The following is a 19,697-nucleotide window of genomic DNA, read 5'->3' on the forward strand; positions in this document are numbered from 1 at the left end:
GGAACCACTACCACTTCCGGAACCAGACCCGGAACTGGAGTTCCCCCCACCCTTGTTTCCGGAACCGCTACCAGAAGAACTACTGTATCTTCTCGTAGAAGAGCTGCTAGTGGAAGGGACAGGACATTTGTCGTAACACATTTTATACATGGCTACACAAGCAATTGTTGTCGCAGTCGCATTGTCCAGCTGTGGTGCAACAGCCAAGGCACAGACATATTGTTCGCGAACACATCGATCTAGGCACTCAGATCTTGTCTCAAAATTTTTTGAATTAGAACATCCGTAAAATCCCAATACAAATCCGAAACAAAGAAACCAAACTTTTAACATACAACGGTTCATACTTATAGGATCGCATCACATCCGTTGTTCTCCAATGGAGGATGTCCGCAAATGTGGATACTACCTAAGAAACTCGCTTGCGCATCCAGGGACTAGTTACAAAGTTAAAATAGAAATATGGACACTCGTAAGGTAAGAATTCTTTTTTTAGCATTTTATGTTCTATCGTTAATCGTCTGGATTGCTGAAGAAATTTTCACCTTAACAAACCCGCCAGAATACTTTGATCGTTTTCGGATCGTCATTGCGACAGTGGAATCCTTTATCGCAATTTCATCCTTTCTCGTAGTCTTTATTCTTTACAAAGAGTTAAAAGCAGAAGCGGTTGAAAATATACACGCCAAGTCTCAAATCCATGACCTAAAGCGTACCAATCGCATTTTAAAAAATCCAGAGATGGGTTTTTGGGCAGAAGCCAAGACCCAGATGGAAGAATGGAAATTGTCAGATGCTGAAACCGAAATCGCAATCCTTCTGCTTCGTGGATTTTCTCAAAAACAAATTGCTGCTGTTCGAAAAAAAAGCCTTCGCACCATCGAAAACCAAACGGCATCTATCTATGAAAAATCATCGATGCGGGGTAAATTGGAATTTATTTCTTATTTTCTGACTCCCCTGTTGCCTGAGGAAGAATAAACAAAAAACCTTGACCGTTCCCCTTTTCTTTGGTTTTTTATAGTTTGTTTTATGAAAAATCAGAAAATCCTTTTTACCTCTATTTTTCTATTATTTTGTTCCTTACCTGTTTTGTCTCAAACCTCACTTGAGGAAAGGGACAAACAAAGGCAATCAGGTCTTGTTTCTGCCAACCAAAAGAAACAAGAGGAGATTTTACAAAAATACAATGACTTCGTCAGTCGTGTTCAGAACAAATATCCCGGACTCAAAATCGTAAACTCTCCCATCGACTTAAAACAAGCAGAAGGGATTTCCGATCACAATGCAGCACCGGGTGCCAGAGAAAAAAAATCAAAGTCACTTTCAGCCATAGCAGGAGACAGCTTTTTTTTACAACTAGAACCCTCCAACCAACCATCCACTCGATCAACCACCAAGGTGAAAAAAGGAGAATCTGTAGAAGTGGTGATGGTCTTAAAACAAGATGTAACTGCTAAAAGCGAAAAACCACACTGGGTTCTTGTAAGAACAAAATCAAAACAAGAAGGATATATTACTCAAGACCTACTTTCTCCAACCAAACCAGCAGTTAAATCAAGAAATACAGATGGATTGTCTTTAGATTTATCTTCTCTTTCGGGAAGAGTCACAGAAACACCTAACACAAATTATTCCAATTCAAAACAGGGAAAAGATATGTGGGTGGAAGCAAGTTCTCTTAACATGAGGGGAGAACCAGATGTCAATGCTTACGTTGTGGCAAGACTACCCAAAGGTCAAAAAGTTAAAATTGAAACTTCCAGTAGTTCCGAAGATACCATCGATGGTATCACTTCGCAATGGCACCAAGTCTCATCCGCTTATGGCACCGGTTGGGTGTTTGGTGGATATTTGAGTACATCAGAAGTTGTTTCTTACGATGTCCAACCGGGTGAGATCTCTTACCCACAAGAAAATCCAGATGAATTAAAAAGTGGAGAAAAACGATATGTTCGATCCACAAGTCTAAGGATGAGAGATGAACCAAACGATTATGGTTCCGTAGTCACATCAATTCCTGGGGATGAAAAAATCAAAATCATCGATACCAAAAAAGAAATAGAAACCATTGGTGGAGTTAGATCCAGATGGATCTATATATCTTGGAATGATGAATGGGAAGGATGGGTTTTTGGAGGGTTTGTTTCCAAAGATCGTGGACCTCTTGTCGATAGCGATGATATATCCAAATACTTTCAAATCCCTGTGGACAATGATCGTTATGTATCTTCTAATTTTGGTACCAGAGTCGATCCAGTCACTGGAAAGGTTGGTGCTTTCCATTCAGGGATTGATTTACCTGCATCTATTGGTACACCGATAAAAGCAGTTAGCGATGGAAAAGTTTGGAGAACCATTACAACTAGCGGTGGTTATGGGATGTTGACTATCCTTAGCCATAAAAACAATATATTCACCTATTATGCCCACCAAAATGAACGCCAAGTAAAAGAAGGTGACAGTGTCCGATCAGGCGATATCATTGGTCAGGTAGGAAACACAGGCAAATCAACCGGCCCACATTTACATTTTGAAGTTAGGAAAGGACCTGACCAACAAGCTTTGGATCCAGATGCCTATTTACCCAAATGAAACATAAATTTTTTACTCTCAGCTTAGCCCTTCTATTCGTTTCTTTCGGATCTAGTTTTGCACAAAACAATCCACCTGAAACAACCACAATCACTCCAGCGGCACCTGACATGGTGCAGATTCTACTAAAGGGAAATCCAAAAGATTTTGAAACTGCCATCACAAACGGTGGTGACATCAATGCCAGTGACGAATCTGGAAAAACACTTCTTGTCCTAGCTGTTGAAAAAAATAAACCAAAACAATTTGAAATCCTACTGAATCAAGGAGCCGATTTAAACAGAAGAGATTTGTCCGGCAAAACATTATTACACTACGTTGTCACCTCTCGTTTCACAAACCAAATCAAAACCATTGTAGAAAAAGGTGCCGATCTAAATGCTTATGATGCAGATGGGAACACTGCCCTACATGTGGCGATACTTAAATCAAATCTCGCAGTACAAAAGTTACTAGTAGAAAGTAAGGCTGATGTAAATTTAAGAAACAATCCAAGAAAGTCCCCTCTTTACTTAGCTTTCGAAAAATCAAAACTAGATTCTATTACTTACCTTCTTCAAAATGGGGCCGATATCAATCTTCCTGACTTAACCGGAAGAACTCCCGTATTTGTTGCCATTGACCAAAGGAATATAAAATTATTAAATCTAAGTTTGGACTCCAATGGGAATCCTAACACGGAAGACACAAAGTCCATCAGTCCCATTGTTTTTGCGATTGAAAAAGGATTCACACAAGGTGTGGAAGTTCTTTTGAATCGAGGTGCAAATGTCAATGCAAAAACACCTGAAGGAGAATCTCTGCTTTTTTATTCTGTAGAAAAGAAAAATCTAGCAGTCGCTAACTTACTTTTAAAAAAAGGTTTGAATGTTGATTCCAAAAACTTAACTGGAAAAACTTTATTTGAAATCGCCTTACAGAAAAATGACACCAATCTTTTGAAACTTGTTTTAGATGCAGGTGCGAATCCAAATCAAACCCTCTCTTCTAACAAAATTCCACTCGAAGAATCGATTGAAACTTCCAAGTGGGTGATTGCAGAAATATTAATCCAAAAAAATGCCGATGTTTTAACACCAAATTCATCTGGTTATTTGCCTATTCATTTAGCCTCTAGAAAGTCAGGATTAAAAATTGTAGAAGAATTACTTAAAAAAAATGTTCCTGTTGATGTTCAAAATCAAAGAACCGGAGAAACTGCACTTTCGTTAGCTTTAGAAAACAAACAGCTACCAATCACTAAATTCCTTTTATCAAAAAAAGCAGACCCAAACCATAAACAAAAAGACGGTTCGAGTCTTATTTTTTCAACCATTGAAAGAAAAGATGCGGAAGGATTCAAACTTTTGGTCTCAGCTGGTGCCAATCTCCAATCACTCAATGAAGAAGGTGAAAATTTAATCACTACTGTTTGTAAGTTGGACATTGAAAAAAAGGATCAAAAATTTTCTGACGAAACAATCAAGTTATTGATCAGTAAAGGTGTGAACCCCAATACCAAAAACAAACGAGGGTTAAGTGCTCTTCACATTGCGCTCAACCGAAATCGAATCGATACAATGTCCCAACTCATTACATTAGGTGCAGATCCCAACCTAACAGATAATAACGGACTGACCGTATTACATAAGGCCATTCAAAAATTCTTATCTTCCAAAGATAACAACCAAACAGAAAACTATAAGAAACTAGTACTATTCCTAGTAGAAAGAAGAGCGAACTTAAACCAACAAGATAAATTAGGGAAAACTATACTTTCCGAACTAGCAATCCAGTTTGATCCTGGTAAAAGCGATTCCATTTTGGAATTGGCGAGGGTCTTCGTTTTAAATGGCGGAGATTCTAAACTAGAAGATAAATTGGGAAAGTCTCCTCTGGAATATGCGGAGGATAAAAAAATACCTGAACTGATTGAGATTTACCGCGGCCTTTAATGTCCATTCCTAAAAAAGACAATCGAATCAACATCTTTGACTTCGTGAATACTGTCCCTACAAAGACATTCAAACGAGGAGAAATCATCGTAAGAGAAGGAGAACCGTCTAACGAAAAGATGTATTTCATCTTAAGTGGTTCTCTTTCTGTTGGAATGGGTGCACCAGACCAGGGAAATTTTCATGAAGTAAGAAAACTTTCCACTGGCGAATTTTTCGGAGAGATTGCACTAATCTCAAGCCATCCAAGGGCAATGACAGTATTTATTGATTCAGACAGAGCCCAACTCGGAATCCTTGATAAACAAAACTTAACGCGCATTGCAAATTCAAACCCAATGTTTGTATATGCTTTGCTACAAACATACGTTGAACGTTTAATTGAAGCAGAACAAAGATTAAAAGATCTAACGGAGTCAAGTGATGGGACTTAAAGAATCTCTCGCAAAACTAAGTATGATCAATATCAAACGTGGAGAGGTTCTCTTTAAAGAGGGAGTTCCTTCGAACGGTGCCATGTTCTTTTTGTTTGAAGGACAGTTGGATATTTATAAACAAATTGAAGGCAAACATATAAAACTAAGAAGTATCCTACCGGGTGAGTTTTTTGGTGAAATGGCCATTATCAATAATAGTCCGAGAGCTGCATCGATTGTTGTTGTTTCAGAAACAGCAAAATTAGGAATCATCAACCGAACTACCTTTGTTCAGATGAGCCAAGAAAGTCCTGAATTTTTATTTTTATTACTCAAAAAAGTAATCGAACGATTGTATGAAACCGACGGAAAAATCAGGGCCATCAAACGGAAACAAGACGAAGATTCGATGATTGCTAAAATAATTCCTGCATCTGGGGCAAACACTGATGATAACGAAGGAAATTCAACAAACCAACCGGAACCGTTCTCAGATGATATCGCTCCTATTGGGGAATGATTCATTATGTTTTTTACGTTTAATCTTAAATAGTTCTGGCGAAATTTGAATTTCAGGAACTACCCAATTTCGATCCTCTGCAACTAGTTCTTGAATGACTTCTGCGATTTGCCCAGGCAATAAATAGGAATTCGGATCTTCATCCGGTTCAAAATTTAAGTGATTATAAAAATCTGTTTTTGTGATATCTGGTATGACCAGATAAACCTTTACACCAAACTTACGTAATTCGGCAAAAAGTTCCCTTGCATAATGATGAATCCCTGCTTTAAGAGAAGCATATACGTTCCCCCAAGGTGAAATTTCTTTTCCTGCCACAGAACCAATAAAAACAATTCTTCCATGGTTTTGTTTCAAAAATCGTGTTAGTTGACTCGTAAGCAACATGGGAGCTGTTATGTGAACGTTAACCATCTCCCGAATTTTTTCAGAAGATAATTCTTCAACGGGGGCAAAATACGCAAGACCTGCAGAGTGAACCAACAAATTGATTTCATTTTTTTTGGGAATACGAACCAAAAGTTGATCAATATCTTTTGCATTCGAAAGATCACAGGAAAACAAATGAAATGATTCATTTTTATAATTGCAGTGTTCTGGCTTTCGGCAAACACCATAAACAAAATAACCCATTCCAACTAACATCTGAGAGATGGCAAGTCCAATCCCCCGAGATGCCCCTGTAACCAAGGCTATTTTGGAAACAGTCACAGACTCTCCATAAAATCCCAAACAAGTTTGGAACCATCAATGACTTTTGTTGTTTTTCCCTGATTGATAAAAGGAATCATAGGTGTTTCTCCTGGCCAACTATGCCCAAGACCATTTAATTGAATCAATCCAACTTTTTTATCATCTGTACAACTTTCATATCGAAAAAAATCTATTTTTATTTCGCTAAGATCTTCATTGAAAGTTTCTGATTTTTTGTTAACTGAGTCAGAACATTGGTTCCACTCTTTCCATCGCAATATAGAATCATCAACGGATAAAATTTCTCCACCATCTCTCACATAACCACCACTATATGGGACAAGTGGATCCTCTGTACCAGCAATAATGCCTACTGATACAGGATTTGTTTTTAGTACGATTTTCCGTTTGAGTGTGTAAACTGAAATTTGGGCCGCCACACTTACAACTCCCTTCCATAAGTTTGGCTTCTCAACAGCAAGTCGTTGGGCCATAAAACCACCATTGGAATGCCCCACCAAAAATACTTTTTTTGGGTCAACCGAACCTTCGGCAATCATTCGTTTTACGATTGATTCGATAAAAACTATATCATTGATCTTATCTTCATCCGCAGGGGTATTCCCCCTTCCATCAGCCCAGCTTCTTTTGTAACCATCAGGAAACACAACGACAACCCCTTTGGAATCGGAAAGAATATCTAACTTAGTTTGTTTGATCATACTAGATCCAGACCCAAATCGTCCATGTAAAGCAACTAACAATGGTATTGGCGACCCATTCCAGTTTTTAGGATAATGAACTATATAGGTTCTTTTTTTATCTTGAATGTCAAAGGAATCTATTTTTTCATTGGGAGTTAGTCTTCGAATCAACCCAAAACAAGAAACCAAGAAAAAGCTAGATATAATAACTAAATATAGACTTTTCATATTTCTTTTATCTCCAACTTAGTTGCATCAATCAATTGTTCTTTATAAATTCGATTCGGCCAATGAGTGATCATTAGTAAAATAACAGGAATCCCTCGCCACTGATCCATACCAATATCATATGCAGACTCGTTTACAAAAACACCTAAATTCGTATAACGAAACGTAAGTGTATGTTCGGTTCTAATATGTGAAGGAACAAGTCCCCCAGATAAAAAAGTTAAAAAAAAATTCAGTCGATGGATTAATAAATATCGATATACCGGATCTTTTTTTTGCAAAATCACTTCTAACTCTAAATTTGAGTTTTGGTCTTGAAGAAAGCCTGATTTGAGTAAGGTATCTTGAATCTGTTTTTGTTCCTGTTCATAACGATAAAATCCAGTAAAAACAAATCTTACTTTTTCTTTTGGTATCGAATAAAGTTTACGTTCTTTGGAAGTAACCATATCAGGAAATGCGGCACAATTTAAAAACAAAAGAAGCCAAAAGAGCGAAAGTAACATTAAAAATTGAGATTTACAGTTCATCCTGAGCATCTCCTAAAAAATTTGATACCTTTTCTGCAAGGATAGTCTTCCATTCATTCCGATCATCACCCCACATCAGCAGAAGAGAAACCCAACCAAACACTCGATAAGACTCCATCGGGTATCGGTATTCCTTTTCTAATTTTCCTTTTTTACTCAGGCGAAAAACCAAATAATCATCATCTCTATCGATATCTGGAATAATAAACACAGTACTAATCGCAAGGAAACGATTGAGCAAATAAGCACCAAACCTTATTGGATCTCTCTCCGGTAAATAGGAAACGGGCTCCGTTGATTCCCCTAGAAAAAATTTAAACCTGGGACTCGACTCCAATATGATTTGCAGATGTGCATCTGCCTTTGTTTGGTTTTGATACTGAACAGCTGTAAATTTTCCAGAGGATTGTAAAGCAGAAAGAATGTAAGAAATTCTGCGACGGTCAGCTTCATCATCCCAACCAATTAATTCATAACTTAAAGATTTATCTTTGATATGTTTTGAAAAATCCAACTTCGGTCTTTCGGAAGAATAAAAAACAGAACAAAACTCAAAAACAAAAGGAAAAAAAATTACAAGCAATATAAATGATTTTTTTCTCAAACTTAGTTCCTATCCTCTTTTCAATTCAAATTTTCGCAAATCATATTCGTTTCCATTTAACAAAATAGAAATCGTATGGGTTCCAGGATAATACACTCGAGTGGTAATGGGTGCAAATGAATGTTTTTTGGTTATCTCTATGGTTTCAGATGGCAACAATATTCGTTCACCTAACTGAAATACTTTAAATCCATGTTTTCCATTAGATAACCGGAACCCAATTTTATATTCTAGTCTCAATTTCGTTTTATCTTTTGAATTTTGACTTAAATAAATTTTAAATTCAAGTGCATTTCCAACTTTAACTTCCTTCTGTGACAGTGAAAATTTAAATTTTTCTGGTTTCCATTTTGTGTTATAAGAAAAGAAACCCAAGGCTTTGGTATTTCCTTTTTTAAGAAGTGTACGGAGGGAATGTTTTAAGGTTTTGTCTAACTCAGATGTTTTGCCAAACTTATGTTTACAGAACTCTAATACTAATTCCGGATTTAACTTTGATATATCGTTTAAATGGTTTGCAACACTCCGACGGACAATTTCGTTCCGATCATCCCAAAGAGATTCTAGTATCGACAAATGAATTTCTGGATTATTTTTAATTTCCGGAATTCCTATTCCCCAAGGTAACATAGGACGACTTCCTTCACTAGCCAACCTTCGAACCATTGGCTCTTTGTGTTTCGACCAAAGAAACATCTGTTTTAAAGTTTTATCAAAGTGTTGTTTATAAAAAAAACGAATCGCAAATTCAGAACTGGAAAACACAGTGATTTTTTCGAAAGCTTTCATTGATGTTTCAAAATCACTTAACCCAGATTTGGTGACAATATCATTCAAAAAAATATATGGAAAATTAAAATCGGAAATCCCTTGGTTGCGAAGTGAATCAATTAAAGTAAGGAGATTAGGATAAATATTTGCGATTGGACCCTGCCAATTTTGAACCACCACTTCGGCAAGTCTGTTGATTCTTTCTTTTAACTCCATCTCCTTCCAAGGGGAAGAAAATACCTGTTTCTGAAATTCCAAAGGTTTAATATTGGAATCAACTGCATTCAGGTGACTTCCCAAATTCAAAACCCAATCATGGGAATACATTTCTTTCAAAGGTTCCATACAAACTAGAACGAATCTACATTTGCCTATCGTAAATGGAATCGAAAAAGCAAACCTGCTTTAATATACGAATTACAAATAATACCCCATTTTGTCGGTTTCTCGAAGTCGTTATAGATTTTTCAATTAAAATTGATCGTGAAACGAATTTACAAACCACAAATAAACCCACTACAAATGGGTTAGATGTAGCTGAACTGCTAGATTTATGTATTTCGTATATAAAGATTGGGATCGGTTATTTATTTACTGCTCAAGGATGGATATGGATATCTTTTCTTGGGTTTTTTCGTAATGGATTTAGGTCATGCCCTGGGACAATCAGGACACCAGGATTTTTAGATTGGAATGCCAATAATTGACCAAGTGAAATCCTTGCAGCTTCTCCATCTGAAGAAATAAAAGGAAGACCAATCGAAGCAGAACGGATGTTATGTTCTGTCCATGCCATGTCACCAGTTAACAAGACTGGTCCAGATCCTAAATTTACCAAAAGAGAAATATGTCCTGGTGTATGCCCTGGTGTGGAAAGAACCAAAATAGATCCGTCTCCCACCAAATCATACGATCCCTCAAAGGATCCAAATTGGTTTTTAGAAGAAAAATCGATTTGAAACCAGTTTGATATGCCATCATACTCAGTGTTCACATAATTATAGTTTGGTGATTCTGTCCCATGTTTTATTTCTCGCCGGTCTGCGACAATTCTCGCATTTGGAAATTCCTCTACTGCCCCAACATGTTCTGGATGAAAGTGAGAAACTAAAAGATCTCGTATAGAATCTGGATTTTTTCCAGTTGTTTTCAATTGGTTGCGGAAGTCCTGACCCCGGTCTTGTTCCATCGGCATGAGTCCCACACGATGTATCCAACCTAAATGTTCAGAGGGATTCGTTGCAATCTCGGAATGGTGTCCTGCTTCAAACGCAACCAAACCGTAGGTTGGATGGGAAATTAAATATGCCGGTTGGTCCATGCTGATTTTCCCTTCGCCGCCAGTGTAAGCAGCCCAGCCATCAATGACCATTCGTCCCGTTTGGAAAACTTCCAGTTTGAGACCTTCAATCGGTTTCTCCAGTTGGACCGGAGGAACTTCTTTCGTATAGGGAATCGCGGCTCTGCTAAAACAGCCAAAAAAAGAAAAAAGAACTACCAAAACAAATATCGGAGTTAGGGATTTCATAATTATCTCTCCACTAAGATTCTTAATGTAAAGATAATTTGATTTTTACTTTGACGTCAAGATAAATTTCGAAAGCCTCCGATTATGGATGCGATGGAAGAAATAATCGAACAATGGCGAAAAGAAATCCCCACACTTTCCCTACGCGGAATGGAAGTATTCGGACGTTTGGGACAAGCGGCCATTCTTGCAAGTGATGCTGTGGAATCTAGTTTAAGCAAATTAGGATTAAAAATGGGAGAATTTGATGTTTTGGCTTCACTTCGTAGATCGGGACCTCCCTTCCAATTAAATCCTACTCAGCTTTGGCAAGGAATGTTACTCTCCTCTGGTGCCATGACCAACCGCTTGGACCGTCTTGAAATAGCAGGTTATATCGAGAGATTTCCCGATCCTAACGATAGGAGAGCCACCTTAGTTTCACTAACAGAAAAAGGTTTAAAACTGATTAACGAAGCTGTTGTTTTGCACACCCAAAACGAAGATGAGTGCATTCAGGATTTTACAGTAGAAGAAATAACTTCCTTAAATTCTCTCTTATCAAAACTAAAACGGTCGATAGAAAAAACAAAGAAATAACAAACGTTTGCCTGTAAATTTCAGATATTTATACTAAATAAAAATTTGTTGGATAGGTGTTTAAAAAACTGAGTTTACTCCGCAGGCAACCAGACAGCAAAACAAGCTCCGTTTGGCACATCCTCCAGTTCAATTTTTCCACCCGTTTGTAAAACAATTTTCTTACAAATATCAAGACCTAAACCCATTCCTTCTCCGTCAGGTTTTGTAGTAAAAAATGGATCAAAAATCTTATCTTTGATTTTGTCAGGAATCCCCGTACCAGAATCAATGATTGAAACTTTGATCCACGGTTCAATCCATTGAATTTTGATTTCTAATGTACCGGCATAACTCATCGCTTGTAATGCGTTGTTCAAAAGATTGATCCAAACTTGATTGAGTTTGTCTCTATTCCCTTTGCACTTTTTGTCGGTTGAATAAGACTTAATTATATTAACTTTACTTAGGTTGTAATGGTAAAGAGACAGTATGGTTTCTATTTCAAAAATAACATCTACAACTGTGTTTCCACTCAAAATATCTTTATCTGTAACCAAATAACTTTTTAGAGCACGAATCACATGTGTCGCTTTTTCTGATGCGACTGAGATGATTTGATTCGAACGATAAGCTGCAGATATTGTTGCAACAGTTTCAAGGATGGTAAGAGAATTTTCGCTTTCTAAGATTTGACTGAGTTCATCGCCTAATCGATAAGCACCAGTTTCAACGACAAGTTGCATATGTTTTCCATATAAATCCATCTTTAATGTTGATGAATATTTTGAAGCGAGATCCTTTTTTATCAATCTTTCTGCCTTTCCTTCAAGGAAGGTTTGGTTTTTGATACTTTCTTCTAACACTTTATTAAATCGAACAGAATCCTCTTTACTAAATCCAAGAATTGTTTCGACGATTTTATTAATTTTATTATTTAGAAAATCAGCAAGAGATTGATTGGAAGAAACTATGGCTCCTAGCGGTGTATTTAATTCGTGGGCCATACCAGCGGCAAGTTGTCCGAGCACTGCTAATTTTTCAGAAGAAAGAAGTCGATCTTGAGCTTCCGTAAGTTCTTTTAAAGTATTCAATAAACTTTGGTTCAATACTTGTAAATATTCATTAGAATTTTTTAATTCTTCTGTTCGAACTTCAACCTGTTTCTTTAAGTTTTCCGAATATTGTTTTTCCAAACGACGCCATTGCACCAACCAAACAACTATAAAAATAGAAACAACTACTCCAAAAGAATAATAAATCCAATCGTAATTTGTTTGAGGATTGGGATCATAAATAAAACCCCGTAGATTCATATTTTTAGGAAGCATTCCGAGATCTGCATACACATCATTGATGTGTTTCCAACGCCCTGGATTCATATAACCCATCTCCACAAGCACTGGTTGGATTAATGGAGTCATTTGTTTTGCTTCAAATAATAGTCTTTCCTTCGAATTTCTTTTAGAGTATTTTTCATAAATCAAATCTACAATTTCTTCCTCATGGCTCATTGCATATTGCCAACCACGAAGACTTGCTTCTCTAAATGCTTTTACTCGATCAGGATGTTCCCGAACCTCGATTTCACTTGTAAAAAAATTATCACCATAAAAATCAATTCCAGCTACACGAGGTGAATATTCTACGAAAGGAAAACCTGCTTTTTTAAAATCATAGGCTTGCGTTGTGGCATATCCTGAAAAGGCATCCACCTTACCCGTTATCAAATCATTTGGATCAAATTTATGCTCTATGAGCTGCAAATCCTTTAGTTCTATACCTTCTTTTTTGAGATAAGCAACTATTTCATCCATCCGAGGAGTTAACATCACTCGTTTGCCAGCTAAGTCATGAATACTTTGAATATTGGAAGTTTTTTTAAAAAACAAAACAGAAGGAGAATGTTGAAAAATGACTGCGAGAACAACCACTGGTTTTCCAGCATATCTTTCTTGGATTAGTTCATTACTCCCTACACCATAATGACCGGGAGATTGAATTACTTTTTCGTGAATACCTTTGATTCCAATTGTACTTTCAAAAATCTCAACATCAAGTCCAAGATCTTTGTAATATCCTTTTTCAAGTGCAGCATAGTATCCAGCGAATTGAAATTGATGGAACCATTTTAGGTGAAGGGTTACTTTCTCTGTTCCAAAAATTGGGGAACAAAATATAAACATAACACAAACAGAGAACACATAGTAACATCTTTTAGAGACAGTGCCCCAGCCCATCATCTGTTTTTTATATAGATTTTTTTTACCAAATCAATAATTAAAATAAAAAATCAGCTTTTAATTTTACTTTTAACTTTGTCTATCCAATCTAAATTTAGCTTTGTTTGTTTTTCAGCATACTCAAGGGTCAAAGACCAATACTCCAAGTCTGGATGTTTTTCCCAATCCGTATCAAGTTCCTTTTGAAAGTTTTTTAATAGTTTTAAATCTTCCTTTTGTTTACGGACTTCTTCTTCTAACTGTTGGGTTAGTAATTTTGGATTCATATGCCTTCCAAAAAAAACTTTAAACAACAATTCATTTCTTTTGTTTGTTTGGATCGGTGATTCGTCCATCCAACGTCGGAATGCCTCAAGTCCAGGACGAGTGATTTTATAAACTTTTTTCTTTTTTCCGTTGTTATCCGTTTTTTCCCATTCTCGAATCAATCCTTCTTCTTCTAACTTTGCCAAAGTGGGATAAATTTGTCCGAAACTTTCGCTCCAGAAAAAACTAATTGTGGACTCAATGTATTTTCGGATTTCATATCCATTCATTTCACATTGAGAAAGGATACCTAACAGTGCATATTGTGTTTTGCTTTCTCGTTTCATTAGATTATTTTAATTCATTAATAAATTGATAGTATGTTGAAACAACTTCTTCTGGCGACTCAATTTGTGGCCAATGTCCTATCTTTTCAGATAAAAAATAAATAGGGCGAGAAGGAAAAACTTTGGAAAAACGATCTGACATATTTAATCCTGAGTTTGGATCTGCTGGTCCACAAATATAACAAAATGGAATCTGGGTATCCAACATAGCGTTTGTCCATCGTTTTTGATAACGAACTTTTTCAAACACCAGTCGGCCAATCAGATAAGCAATCGATTTTCCTTCTTTATAGTTTAAAACTTCCCAAAAGATATCTAACCAATGTTTGTTTGGTTGGGTGGCAGGTCCGAAAACACGAAAAAGCGATGCCTCTACAGATTTTCGACTCATTACCTTACTGATTAATTTTCCAATGACGTTTGGGGTTTGAGATAAAAACCTTTGGATCAGTCTCGGATTGTAAACATCAGAAAAAAGACCTCCATTCATAAACGCAATCGAACGTATTTTAAATTTATTTTTTTCCAGTGAAGACAATATTTCTTGCACAACACTAACAGCTAAATCATGGGCCAAAATATCTGCTTCAGTGATTCCTAAATGATTTGCAACTTCATTTACGATTTCTGCATACTCCTCAAACGAATAACGGTGATTTTGTGGTTTATCGGAAAAACCCATACCTAAAAAATCCAGAAGAATGATTTTTCTATCTTTGGATATTTTTGGAATGACTAAACTCCAATCATAACTATTGAACGGATAACCGTGTAAAAGAAATAAATTCCTTCCTTCTCCTATCGTTCGATAGTAAATAGAAAAACCTTTGAAATTTAAGTATTGTCCATTAGATTCAAATTCATTTAGTTCTTTCTGAAAAAATTTCATACTATTTACCTTGTTTGGCTAAAGATTCAACATCTTTGGTCCATTTCAAAAAGTCTGATTGTTTCCGAGTTCCTACCTGAGCAAAAACGCTTACTTTAACAGGAGACACTCCACAAAACTCCAAAGTCCCAAACTTCAACAACTGAACACCCGGAGATTTGTTAAACCATTTGTAATACCAACTAGGAGCATCCATCGTTACAAAGATACGGGCTGTTTTACCTAACAAAAGTTTTTCGGGAAGGGGAGAGTTTTTCCGATATTTAAAAGAGAATCCCGGTAAAAACACTCGGTCAATCCATGCCTTTAATATCGCAGGCATACTGGCCCACCAACTAGGAAATACAAATACCAAATGGTTTGCATCCGTTATCAACTTTTGACTTCGGATCAAGTCTGGTTCGAGCGTCTGAGGGGAATCTTTTTTATGGCCCATGTGTAAATTATAATCAAAACTTAAATCGGCCAATTTCAGATAGTTCACTGTATGACCCGATTGTTTTGCTGAATTTACATAAGTCTCCGCTAAATGAGCACAAAGTGAATTTGGGTTCGGATGGCCAAGGATAACAAGAATATTCCGTTGGTTGGTTTGCATGGGACCTCATATCTAATAGATATATTTTTAAGCTATATCTATTAGATATGAATTGTCAATCGAATATTTGAAATATTTTTTATTGTTCTGCGCAGTAAAACTTCAAATCACTAGTACAAGCTACATTCAAATTATTGAGTAACGCTACATTATTGCTACTAGAACTACCTACAATTCCGTTCCCAGAGATTGAATTTGTCCAATTGGAACAATTGTTCGGATCTGATTGCCATGAAGTTCCAAATCCAGTCCAAGTGGTCACTCCCGGAGATTCAATTCCATTCACAATTGGTAGGGTAAACAATGAAACTGCATTCGTAGTTCCGATCGGCGTTGTATTGTCGCTTTGAACATAAGATGCGAATGGTTTTAGAACCCAGTCCAATTGGCCATCGCCTACATCTCCCGTGATAGTTGCCCTTCGAATTCCAGAATCAGTTGCAATCATTGCCTTACATTGAGATCCAACAGGGCATTTAGGATCGGAAGAACATGTTGCATCTGCTCCGGCAATCCCACCTAAGTTTCCTTTGGTGAGAGTTGAATTCACAAATAACCTTTTATCGTTATCTAAAATCTGCATTGAGATCAATCTTTCTTGAAGTCGCAAAGTACTATCTGCAGAAGTCGGCACCAGGCGAATTAAAAAATCCCTAGTCCCATTTAATAAGGTATCGTTTACAGCCGTTACAGTAATCATTTTTTCCGAAGGCCAATCATTGGGTGTCCAAACAATTGTAGTTGGGCTGACTGTCGCATAAGAAGGATTCGAAACGACTATATTGACATTCACATCTTCTTTTGGCTCGGACCCAAAACCTAATTTATAAGTTAACGAAGAACCAATGGTAGCATTCCCGCCATGTTCAGAGAGACGACCTGTTGTTGCACTAAGCAATATGCCAACTTGATCTTTGATTGTAATGCCTGGAAAACATGCATCTTTCTGTTCACCAGAAACTGCCATTAGCAAAAAAGTCATGGCAAAGGATTTTGATTTTGGGTCACAAGGATTATTATAGGAATTTTTACTACAAGAAAGGAAAAGAACACTAAATAGAAGAGCTCTAAAAAACATGGAATATCAATCTCTTATTTCTACCAGAACTCGAAATAATTAATTCCAAGCAATGAAAAATATGGGTTATATTCACCAAACGATAATTAAATGCTAATTAAGAACATATGAAGACTATGATTTTTAAACCCAACTTGATTGGAGAGTGCAGAGAGTATTTCGAGAAATTTTCAATTTTTTTGTTAGAAACTAGGTTAAATTTTAATACTCTACGCAAAATAAATTTACAGGGTTATTACAATTAAAATTTCCACCAAAAAGCGTGCTATTTGTAAATTGAGTACGAAACATGTAACCCGTAACAGTATTAGTGTTATCCGTCCAATCACTACAACTATTTGCTCCCAATACCCAACCAGAGTTACTACCAAGCCATGTTCCAGGAGCAGAGGCATCCATCACACTGAAAAAGGGAATTTGTAAAAGTGAAGAGGAATTTGTATTGGCTATCAAAGTTGCATTATCGGTGAGATAATAGTGAGCATTAGGATGTAGAACCCAATCAACCTGGCCGTCACCTAAATTTGCAGATTGAGAGGCTACTCTTGTTGAACCTAAAATCATCGCCTTACATGTCGAACCTGCAGGGCATTTTATATCAGAAGAACATATAGTATCAGCCCCAGAAATTCCGCCAAAAGATCCTCCCATATATGGATTTGTCGAAACAAATAATCGTTTTTCATTGTCCAAAACTTCAATAGGTATAACTACAGGTGTTAGATCTAAATTTTTATCATCCGAATTTGCTATGAGTTGCAGACTAATGTTTCGACTGCCATTCAACAGATTATCATTTTTAGCCGTGATATAAAAAGTCTGTGGAATCGACCACGACTGAGAATCGAATGTAAAATTTAATTGCGATACTGTAATATAAGTTAAGTTCGAAAACACCAATTGGATTTCAACCTTCGACATAGGTTTTCTTCTTAGTTGAACTGTAAAAGTTTGAGAACTACCTAGTGTTAAATCTCCACCACCTTCGGAAACCTTTCCTTCTTTTCTATTCACAAAAATAGCAGATGGATTGAAATCAACTATTCCAGCAGAACAATTGCTAATTTGTATACCTAATAGATTATAAATAATAACAGAATTTTTATAAGAGTCCGAATTGATATCGCAAGCATTGTTTAATGATTTTTCGCGACAGGAAAAAATGAAAAATAAAATAATGATAAATCGAAACATAGAAAATTAATTGTGATTCAAACGATACAAAATTCACAAAAGGAATAATGTTCGCAACCAATATTCAAAATCTATAATTTATTGCCTATGGGTTATCGTATTCCCTAGACCAACAGAAATCAACCCATCGCACATAGTGAAAAACATTACATTTAGTTTCCTTCTCAGAAAAAAGGCCTATTTGGTTTTTAAACCGGCAAGGCCAATACGATCAGTATCTGCATCCTTCAACAAACTCTTTAAATCATCAGGAATGGGCATAGATGCAAAAATTGGCACAGAAACTCCGCCCGTATTCCCAACCGGAATTCGATTGAATAAACTACCGATCCAACCGAATAAAACTCGAATCATTTGACCAAAAATTTCTTTTCCATCCAATGCTCTAATTCCAAACACCAACATTCGAAAGTGAATGCCTGTATGTGAGATTGGATGGTATTGGCCAATGACATGTGCTCTTTCTAAAAAATGCCAAGCTTGCACAAAGTTTTTTTCCTTCAAAGAGACGTGGTAGTTCTCTAATTCTTTCCGATAGGCTTTTCTAAAATCTTCAGGCATTTTAAAATTCATTTTGGTCAACCCACTCACCAATAGTTTATCTTGAAAATCGACAATTCAAAAGATTCTAAGATATGTCCATCCTACTTCAATTAAGAATAAAATCCTTGTATAAAAGGGCTATGATGAGAATATTTTTAATTCAAAATGTGTATTTTTTTTTAACTCAGAAGGACTCAAACCAAAAGATCTACGTAACACTCGATTAAAATGTGGCTGATCAAAAAATCCACCTTCATAGGCAGCATTCATCAAATCTTTTTGTTCGATAAGAGTGAAAATTGCTTTCTGCATTTTTTTCCATAACTTATAACTTGAAAATGTAATACCTGTTTCACTGCGAAACAAATGTCGAAATCGACTGGGAGATAGTTTTGTAATTTTAGAAATTTGTTTCAAAGTGAGTTGGTCTAATTCATCTTGTTGTATGAACGACAGACTATCCTTAATACGATTGTCAATATTTCGTTGGTTTTCTAAAATAAACTTATCTTTGAGTAATTGAAGGATTTTGTTTTTTGCTTCACTTTGGTTTGATTTTAGTTCTGTTTCAAAAAACAAAATATCTGAATTAGAAATAATATCCGTTAAATCAAAAGCAGGATCGCCTTCCTTATGAATAAAACCTGTTTGATAAGACACAGCAAATAACAACGGATCGATCAATAAAATAATAAAACGATCGTTCCCAAAAGTTGTTTCATGACTCACTCCCGAAGGGACCAAAGCTGCTTGTGAATAAAAATCTTTACCATTTTTCCCTCTCAGCAAAAAAGGTTTGTCTAAAGAAAAACAAAACTGATGGTAAAAGTGGCTGTGACGTTTGGTGGCAAAGGATACTCCCGTATATGCGGCCATTTCTTTCCAAACATAAAAGCCTGACTTCTCCTTTGTTTCCATTGCGATTCAATCTGACGAATTCGTTTTTAATGAATTGATAAACTGGACCATTAGATTTTTTACTGATTGTTTCGTAACTTCTTCAGTAATTTCTCCATCGATAGAAACCTTTCCTTTCACTCCAGAAATCAACAAATTGGTTTTTTCCGATAACTTAGCACCGATTGTTTTTAAGACCAATAGTAAAGATTCATGTGCCTTTTCACCAACCGATGCTGCTGTGATAAGTGCCACAGGTTTATCTGTAAACACAACAGAAGAAACTGCCCATTCAATTGCATTTTTCAAAACTCCAGGAATGCTAAATACGTACTCGGGAGAACATATTAAAATCCCATCAGCTTTCTCCACTTCCTTTAAAAAAGTTTTCACTATCTCTGGAGTTTCTTCATCAGAGATTCCAGAAGCAAAAAACGGAAAATTGGCGATCTCATCATACATCATAATTTCACAATCGTCTGCGTAATTATGTTTTAAAGCATTCAGGATTTTTTTATTATAAGAAGAGGAACTAATTCCTCCTGAAATCGCTAGAACTTTGGGTTTTGATTTTGACATAA

At 36.3% G+C, this 19,697-nt stretch carries 21 protein-coding genes; 6 read left to right on the forward strand and 15 right to left on the reverse strand.

The window, feature by feature from the left end:
* Window positions 1–462 precede the first annotated feature (462 nt).
* Genes EHQ47_RS02940 through EHQ47_RS02960 form a run of 5 tightly spaced genes read left to right on the forward strand, consistent with a single transcriptional unit; the run spans window position 463 to window position 5,465 of the window.
* On the forward strand, window positions 463–981 hold the full coding sequence (locus EHQ47_RS02940; RefSeq protein WP_135747659.1) for a helix-turn-helix transcriptional regulator: 519 nt from the start codon (window positions 463–465) through the stop codon (window positions 979–981).
* Window positions 982–1,032: 51 nt separating this feature from the next.
* Window positions 1,033–2,595, forward strand: a complete 1,563-nt coding sequence (locus EHQ47_RS02945; RefSeq protein ID WP_135776521.1) for a peptidoglycan DD-metalloendopeptidase family protein — start codon at window positions 1,033–1,035, stop codon at window positions 2,593–2,595.
* Complete coding sequence (locus tag EHQ47_RS02950; RefSeq protein WP_135747657.1) at window positions 2,592–4,529, forward strand: ankyrin repeat domain-containing protein; 1,938 nt, start codon at window positions 2,592–2,594, stop codon at window positions 4,527–4,529. The genes EHQ47_RS02945 and EHQ47_RS02950 overlap by 4 nt, the downstream gene beginning before the upstream one ends.
* Window positions 4,529–4,963: a Crp/Fnr family transcriptional regulator gene (locus EHQ47_RS02955; protein WP_004787483.1), complete on the forward strand. Its 435-nt coding sequence runs from the start codon at window positions 4,529–4,531 to the stop codon at window positions 4,961–4,963. The genes EHQ47_RS02950 and EHQ47_RS02955 overlap by 1 nt, the downstream gene beginning before the upstream one ends.
* The gene (locus EHQ47_RS02960; RefSeq protein ID WP_135776522.1) at window positions 4,953–5,465 is read left to right on the forward strand and encodes a Crp/Fnr family transcriptional regulator; all 513 of its coding nucleotides are present in this window, start codon (window positions 4,953–4,955) and stop codon (window positions 5,463–5,465) included. The genes EHQ47_RS02955 and EHQ47_RS02960 overlap by 11 nt, the downstream gene beginning before the upstream one ends.
* On the opposite strand, the gene EHQ47_RS02965 is transcribed toward EHQ47_RS02960, so the two are convergent.
* The 6 genes from EHQ47_RS02965 to EHQ47_RS02990 all read right to left on the reverse strand — a co-directional run bounded on the left by EHQ47_RS02965 (window position 5,436) and on the right by EHQ47_RS02990 (window position 10,523).
* Window positions 5,436–6,176, reverse strand: coding sequence for an SDR family oxidoreductase (locus tag EHQ47_RS02965; RefSeq protein WP_135776523.1), 741 nt, complete (start codon window positions 6,174–6,176; stop codon window positions 5,436–5,438). The two genes, EHQ47_RS02960 and EHQ47_RS02965, sit on opposite strands and share 30 nt — an antisense overlap.
* Window positions 6,173–7,090 (reverse strand): CE1 family esterase, encoded by a 918-nt coding sequence (locus EHQ47_RS02970; protein WP_135776524.1) that lies wholly within the window; start codon window positions 7,088–7,090, stop codon window positions 6,173–6,175. The genes EHQ47_RS02965 and EHQ47_RS02970 overlap by 4 nt, the downstream gene beginning before the upstream one ends.
* Window positions 7,087–7,620 (reverse strand): hypothetical protein, encoded by a 534-nt coding sequence (locus tag EHQ47_RS02975; RefSeq protein WP_135776525.1) that lies wholly within the window; start codon window positions 7,618–7,620, stop codon window positions 7,087–7,089. Before EHQ47_RS02975 ends, EHQ47_RS02970 begins: the two co-directional genes overlap by 4 nt.
* Complete coding sequence (locus EHQ47_RS02980) at window positions 7,610–8,224, reverse strand: hypothetical protein (protein WP_135747652.1); 615 nt, start codon at window positions 8,222–8,224, stop codon at window positions 7,610–7,612. Before EHQ47_RS02980 ends, EHQ47_RS02975 begins: the two co-directional genes overlap by 11 nt.
* Before the next feature lie 9 nt (window positions 8,225–8,233).
* A complete protein-coding gene (locus EHQ47_RS02985; RefSeq protein WP_135776526.1) occupies window positions 8,234–9,340 on the reverse strand; it encodes a DNA alkylation repair protein in 1,107 nt (368 codons plus the stop codon).
* A gap of 253 nt (window positions 9,341–9,593) precedes the next feature.
* Window positions 9,594–10,523, reverse strand: a complete 930-nt coding sequence (locus EHQ47_RS02990; protein WP_135776527.1) for an N-acyl homoserine lactonase family protein — start codon at window positions 10,521–10,523, stop codon at window positions 9,594–9,596.
* Window positions 10,524–10,616: 93 nt separating this feature from the next.
* Here EHQ47_RS02990 and EHQ47_RS02995 point away from each other — a divergent pair, with 93 nt between their 5' ends.
* Window positions 10,617–11,102, forward strand: coding sequence for a MarR family winged helix-turn-helix transcriptional regulator (locus EHQ47_RS02995; protein WP_244290193.1), 486 nt, complete (start codon window positions 10,617–10,619; stop codon window positions 11,100–11,102).
* Between the two features lie 74 nt (window positions 11,103–11,176).
* Here the strand turns inward: EHQ47_RS02995 and EHQ47_RS03000 are convergent, their stop codons facing one another.
* From EHQ47_RS03000 to EHQ47_RS03040, 9 genes are all read right to left on the reverse strand, one after another.
* Window positions 11,177–13,321 carry an ABC transporter substrate-binding protein gene (locus EHQ47_RS03000; protein WP_135776528.1) on the reverse strand — a complete coding sequence of 715 codons (2,145 nt, stop codon included), beginning with the start codon at window positions 13,319–13,321 and terminating at the stop codon, window positions 11,177–11,179.
* Window positions 13,322–13,374: 53 nt separating this feature from the next.
* The gene (locus tag EHQ47_RS03005) at window positions 13,375–13,917 is read right to left on the reverse strand and encodes a PadR family transcriptional regulator (RefSeq protein ID WP_135748206.1); all 543 of its coding nucleotides are present in this window, start codon (window positions 13,915–13,917) and stop codon (window positions 13,375–13,377) included.
* 4 nt (window positions 13,918–13,921) lie between these two features.
* Window positions 13,922–14,806, reverse strand: coding sequence for an alpha/beta fold hydrolase (locus EHQ47_RS03010; RefSeq protein WP_135776529.1), 885 nt, complete (start codon window positions 14,804–14,806; stop codon window positions 13,922–13,924).
* A gap of 1 nt (window position 14,807) precedes the next feature.
* Window positions 14,808–15,404: an NAD(P)H-dependent oxidoreductase gene (locus EHQ47_RS03015; protein ID WP_135776530.1), complete on the reverse strand. Its 597-nt coding sequence runs from the start codon at window positions 15,402–15,404 to the stop codon at window positions 14,808–14,810.
* 79 nt (window positions 15,405–15,483) lie between these two features.
* Window positions 15,484–16,482, reverse strand: a complete 999-nt coding sequence (locus tag EHQ47_RS03020) for a DUF1554 domain-containing protein (RefSeq protein WP_135776531.1) — start codon at window positions 16,480–16,482, stop codon at window positions 15,484–15,486.
* Between the two features lie 201 nt (window positions 16,483–16,683).
* On the reverse strand, window positions 16,684–17,676 hold the full coding sequence (locus EHQ47_RS03025) for a DUF1554 domain-containing protein (RefSeq protein ID WP_135748202.1): 993 nt from the start codon (window positions 17,674–17,676) through the stop codon (window positions 16,684–16,686).
* A gap of 177 nt (window positions 17,677–17,853) precedes the next feature.
* On the reverse strand, window positions 17,854–18,249 hold the full coding sequence (locus EHQ47_RS03030) for a DUF3703 domain-containing protein (RefSeq protein WP_135748201.1): 396 nt from the start codon (window positions 18,247–18,249) through the stop codon (window positions 17,854–17,856).
* A gap of 108 nt (window positions 18,250–18,357) precedes the next feature.
* Window positions 18,358–19,137 carry a helix-turn-helix domain-containing protein gene (locus tag EHQ47_RS03035; protein ID WP_135748200.1) on the reverse strand — a complete coding sequence of 260 codons (780 nt, stop codon included), beginning with the start codon at window positions 19,135–19,137 and terminating at the stop codon, window positions 18,358–18,360.
* A 6-nt stretch (window positions 19,138–19,143) separates the two neighbouring features.
* Window positions 19,144–19,695, reverse strand: coding sequence for an NADPH-dependent FMN reductase (locus EHQ47_RS03040; protein WP_135748199.1), 552 nt, complete (start codon window positions 19,693–19,695; stop codon window positions 19,144–19,146).
* Window positions 19,696–19,697: the final 2 nt, after the last annotated feature.

This window comes from Leptospira bourretii (assembly GCF_004770145.1).
Taxonomy (GTDB): Bacteria; Spirochaetota; Leptospiria; order Leptospirales; family Leptospiraceae; genus Leptospira_A; species Leptospira_A bourretii.